The organism is Actinosynnema sp. NPDC023658, from assembly GCF_040639995.1.
Lineage (GTDB): Bacteria > Actinomycetota > Actinomycetes > Mycobacteriales > Pseudonocardiaceae > Actinosynnema.
This window is the reverse complement of sequence record NZ_JBFAAX010000427.1, coordinates 1-4,931: the sequence shown is the minus strand read 5'-3', so window position 1 is coordinate 4,931 and position 4,931 is coordinate 1. Positions and strand designations below refer to the sequence as shown.

3 protein-coding genes and 1 pseudogene are annotated in these 4,931 nt (G+C 71.0%); all 4 read left to right on the top strand.

Annotated elements, in window-relative coordinates:
- Window positions 1–864: hypothetical protein (locus tag AB0G02_RS28090; RefSeq protein ID WP_360799476.1), on the top strand; the 864-nt coding region annotated here is incomplete at its 5' end.
- A 184-nt stretch (window positions 865–1,048) separates the two neighbouring features.
- Window positions 1,049–1,849, top strand: a pseudogene (locus AB0G02_RS28085) (serine protease); the annotation flags it as partial.
- A gap of 27 nt (window positions 1,850–1,876) precedes the next feature.
- Window positions 1,877–2,215, top strand: a complete 339-nt coding sequence (locus AB0G02_RS28080; RefSeq protein WP_360799479.1) for a proprotein convertase P-domain-containing protein — start codon at window positions 1,877–1,879, stop codon at window positions 2,213–2,215.
- Window positions 2,216–2,541: 326 nt separating this feature from the next.
- On the top strand, window positions 2,542–4,931 hold a 2,390-nt coding region (locus tag AB0G02_RS28075), incomplete at its 3' end, for a fibronectin type III domain-containing protein (protein ID WP_360799473.1).

The window sequence follows — 4,931 nt, the reverse complement described above, 5'->3', positions numbered from 1 at the left end:
GGCTGCACGTCCCAGGCCGTGGTGGCGGCGGTCGCGGGCGGCGGGGTCATCACGTTCGACTGCGGGCCGGACCCCGTCACGATCACCATGACCGTGACCGCGCAGGTGCGCAACGACGCCGCGCCGGACGTCGTGCTGGACGGCGGGGGCCTGGTCACCCTCAGCGGCGCGGGGCAGCGCCGGATCCTGTACCAGAACACGTGCGACGAGGCGTTGGGCATCACCACCTCCCACTGCCAGGACCAGGACCACCCGCGGTTGACCATCCAGCACATCACGCTGGCGGACGGCAACTCCGTCGGCGCCGCCGAAGGGGGTGGCGCGGTCTTCGTGCGCGGTGGACGGGTGAAGGTGGTCGACGCGACGTTCCTGCGCAACGAGTGCGACCGGAACGGGCCGGACCTGGGCGGTGCCGGGATGCGCGTGCTCAGCCAGTCGGCCGGACGCCCGGTGTTCGTGGTCGGCAGCACGTTCGACGGCGGCACGTGCGCCAACGGCGGCGCGCTGAGCAGCATCGGCGTCTCCTGGGAGGTGCTGAACAGCGTGCTGCGCAACAACTCGGCGGTCGGTCGCGGCGCCAACCCGGCCCGCGCGGGCACGCCGGGTGGCGGCAGCGGCGGCGCGATCTACGCGGACGGCAACAGGTTCACCGTCCACCTCGCCGGCAGCGTCGTGGAGGACAACGAGGCCAACGAGGGCGGTGGCGCGGTGTTCTTCGTCAGCAACGACCGCACCGGCACGCTGGCGGTGGAGAAGTCCACGTTGCGCCGCAACCCGAGCGCGGGCTTCGAGACCCCGGGCTACAAGGGCATCTTCTTCCTGGGTGCGGCCGACCCCTCGGTCACCGCCTCGACGATCCAGTAGCGGCAACCCCGATCGGCGCGGCCATCCGCACCCGGAAGAACTCCCGTCGATCGACGGATTGTGAGCAGCCCTTCCGGCACGGACGATGAGTCGCCGGCTGAGGGGCCGGCGGGCAGTTCCCTGCGATCTCGACGTCCGGCCACCCTGCGAGCACGACCACGGCCGGGCGCGGGAAGGACCGACCGTGCGCAACACCGCGAGAAGAGGCTTCGCCCTGGCACTGGGCGTCGTCGCCACCCTGGCCGCCTTCGCGGGCCAGGCGATCGCCGCACCGCCCCCGCCGGACACCGGCACCCCCACCCCGATGGTCGTCGGCGGCACCCAGGCCGCCAAGGGCGAGTTCCCGTGGATGGTCCGCCTGTCCATGGGCTGCGGCGGCGCGATGCTGACCGACCAGCTGGTGCTGACGGCGGCGCACTGCGTCACCCGCACCGGCAACAACACCTCCATCACCGCCACCTACGGCGTGGCGGACCTCCAGGACACGTCCCGGATCACCCGCACGTCGACCTACGTGCACCGGTCGCCCACCTACCCCACGTCCACCGGCGGTGACTGGGCGATCATCAAGCTCGCCAGCCCCATCACCGGGGCGGCGCTGCTGCCCATCGCCACCACCGCGGCCTACAACACCGGTGTGTTCACCGTCGCCGGGTGGGGCGCGACGCGCGAGGGCGGCGGCCAGTCCCGCTACCTGATGAAGGCGAACGTCGACTACATCGACGACACCACGTGCAAGAACTCCGACCCGTACTACGCGGACCTGATCCCGGCCGCCGAGCTGTGCGCGGGCAAGCTCGCCGGCGGCGTCGACACCTGCCAGGGCGACTCGGGCGGCCCGATGTTCCGCCGCGACAACAACGGCGCGTGGGTCCAGGTCGGCATCGTCAGCCACGGCAACGGGTGCGCGCGGCCGGACAACCCCGGCGTCTACACGGAGGTCAGCACGTTCGCCGCGGCCATCAACCAGGCGGCGGCCGACCTCGGCGGCACGCCCCAACCGCCCGGCAAGGTGTTCGAGAACCTGGACAACGTGACGATCCCCGACGCGGGCGCGGGCGTGTACAGCAACATCACCGTCAGCGGCGTGTCGGGCAACGCGCCCTCCACGCTGAAGGTCGGCGTGGACATCAAGCACACCTACAGCGGTGACCTGGTGATCGACCTGGTCGCGCCGGACGGCTCCACCTACCGGCTCAAGAGCTCCAGCAACTCCAGCACGCCCGACGTGGTCACCACCTACGCGGTGAACGCGTCGTCCGAACCGGCCAACGGCACGTGGCGGCTCAAGGTCCAGGACGTGTACAGCCAGGACACCGGCTACGTGGACGCCTGGCGGCTCACCTTCTGAGCCACGCCACCGAGCACGACCCCGACGACCGCGCGCCGAGCACTCGGCGCGCGGTTTGTCATGTGCGTGCCAAAAAAGAATCCCGGGAATGTGCTCCGGATGCTAGTTCCGGAGGGCGGCCGACGCCGTCCGGTGTCGGGTCCGTGCAGGTGGCGGCTTCGATATTTGTCCGACAATGACAATTTTCAAACACCGCAAGAAATGCGCAATCGATAGTCTTGCACGTGTGTCGAGGGGGTCGTTAATTTGCCGTTGCAGCCCGTCTGCGAACCATTCCCACCTGCCCCTATTTGCTGGCGCGCGCTCGGCGCCAGGGAGGATGATCCGTGAGACGCAGAAAACCGGCCCTCGGGTCGACCAGGCTCGGCGCGGTGGCCACCGCGGCCCTGGTCGTCGCGGGCCTCCTGATGGGCACGGGCACGAGTTCGGCTGCGCAGGGCGACCTGACCCAGTCCTACAACTGCCCGGTCCCCCTCATCGGCGACCAGAGCGTCAGCGTGAGGACCAAGCTGACGCAGCCGTCCGCGGTCGCCGCCGGCGCGTTCACCCCGAACCTCGACATCACCGCCGTGGCCAACGTGGGCGCGGCGGCGACGCAGGGTCTGCGCATGGCCGGTGCGGAGACGATCCGGGGCACGGCCCGAGCCACGTCGAGGGTCAGCGCGCCCGGTGACCAGGGTGCGCTCACCGTGCGGGTCGACACCACCGTGTCGAACCAGCCGATCCCGGCCGTCGGCAACGACCTCGTGGTCAACGCCGTCGGCTCGGCGCCGGGACTGCGCTTCGACCGGCCGGGCACGGCCACCGTCGAGGTCACCGACCTGGTGCTGGAGATGACCCCGCTCAAGGCCGACGGCACGCCGACCGACCTGGGCACGTTCGTGGCCGACTGCACACCCGCCCCGAACCAGGACACCACGTTGCAGACCTACACCGTCACGGGCGCGGCGGTCACGCCCGAGACACCGGCCGGTGTCGGCGGCACCCCGCCGCTGCGCCAGGTCTACAGCTGCCCGTTCCCGCTGATCGGCAACCAGACCGTCACGGTCGACATCAACACCAACAGCCTGCCGGCGGAGATCGCCGTCGGGCAGCCCACGCCGAGGATCGACATCACCGCGGTCGCGAACGCCGGACCGACGTCGACCCAGGCGCTGCGCCTCATCGGCGCGGAAACGGTGCAGGGCACGGCGACGGCGACGTCGTTGGTCAAGTCGCCGCAGGGTCACCTGGCGGTCGCCGTGCCGACGAACATGCCCAACCAACCCATCCCGGCCGGCGACCTGGTCGTCAACGGTGCCGGGTTCGCGCCCGCGCTGACGTTCGACCAGCCGGGCACGGCGACGTTGTCGGTGCACGACCTCGTCATCAGCATGACCCCGAAGAAGGCGGACGGCAGCGACACGGGCCTCGGCACGTTCGTCGCGGACTGCACGCCGGTGGACGCGGCGCAGCGCACCGTGCTGCACACGTTCACCGTCACCCCGGCGCGGGACACCGAGGCGCCGTCCACGCCGACCGGCCTCACTGCCGGTGAGACCACGCAGAACAGCGTGCCGCTGTCCTGGACCGCGGCCACCGACAACGTCGGCGTCACCGGCTACGACGTCTACCGCGGCGACACCGTCGCGGCGAGCGTCGAGGGCACCAGCGCCACCGTCGACGGCCTGGCCGCCGACACCGAGCACACCTTCACCGTGGTGGCGAAGGACGCGGCGGGCAACCGCTCGTCGGCCAGCGCCCCGGTCACGGCCCGCACGAAGGCCGTGCCCGACACCCAGGCCCCGACGGCGCCGGGCAACCTGGTCTCCACCGGTGTGACGCCGACCAGCGTCTCGCTGGCGTGGTCCGCGGCGAGCGACAACGTCGGCGTGGCGACCTACGAGGTGTTCGAGGGTGACACGTGCGTCGCCATCGTCACGGGCACCACGGCCACGGTCGAAGGACTCACCCCGAACACCGAGCACACCTACACCGTGATCGCCAAGGACGCGGCGGGCAACGCCTCGGCCTCCAGCAACGCCCTCACCGTGCGCACGCTCGCCGCGCCCGACACCGAGGGCCCGACCCCGCCGACCAACGTCCGCTCCACCGGTGCGTCCGCGACGAGCATCGGCCTGGAGTGGGACGCGTCGACGGACAACGTGGGTGTGACGACGTACGAGGTGTTCGACGGTGACACGTGCGTCGTCATCGTCACCGGCACGACGGCCACCGTCACAGGCCTGGCGGCCGACACCGAGTACACGTTCACCGTGGTGGCCAAGGACGCGGCGGGCAACGCCTCGGCCAGGAGCGCCCCGGTCACGGCGCGCACCGCGGCCGTGCCGGACACCGAGGGCCCGACCGCGCCCACCGGTGTCACGGTCACGGACGTCACGCAGTCCAGCGTCACCCTCGGCTGGACCGCGTCGACGGACAACGTGGGTGTGACGTCGTACGAGGTGTTCGAGGGTGACACGTGTGTCGCGATCGTCTCCGGTACGACGGCCACGATCGACGGTCTGACGCCGGACAGCGAGCACAGCTACACGGTGATCGCGAAGGATGCGGCGGGCAACGCCTCGGTCAAGAGTGCGGCGGTGAAGGTGCGCACGAAGGCGTTGCCGGACACCCAGGCTCCGACCGTGCCGGGCAATGTGCGGTCCACGTCCCAGACCACGACCGCTGTGGACTTGGCGTGGGACGCGTCGACGGACAACGTGGGTGTGACGTC